At 57.2% G+C, this 229-nt stretch carries 1 pseudogene; it reads left to right on the top strand.

Annotated elements, in window-relative coordinates:
- Nucleotides 1-135: pseudogene (locus tag EOD29_RS37780) on the top strand (LacI family transcriptional regulator); the annotation flags it as partial.
- Nucleotides 136-229: the final 94 nt, after the last annotated feature.

Here is a 229-nt window from a genome sequence, read left to right as displayed (position 1 = left end):
ATCAGAAAAAGCCGCACCCGGGAAGGCGTTCTCGTGATCGCGGAAATCGAACGCGTCGCAATGCAGCTGATTGTCCGTCAATCATCCGGGCCTGCGAGCCCGGCACCAAGAACCTCAGAGATGGAGAACATGTAAGATGAAAAAAGCTCTCATGGCGTCGGCGGCACTCGCCGCAATTTGGCCGTTTGCCGCCTCCGCAGCTGAACGGACGCTGACCATTTCCGTCTAT

It is taken from the genome of Mesorhizobium sp. M1A.T.Ca.IN.004.03.1.1 (assembly GCF_003997555.1).
Taxonomy (GTDB): domain Bacteria; phylum Pseudomonadota; class Alphaproteobacteria; order Rhizobiales; family Rhizobiaceae; genus Mesorhizobium.
The sequence above is the reverse complement of the archived record's forward strand: the minus strand, read 5'-3'. Positions and strand labels throughout refer to the sequence as shown.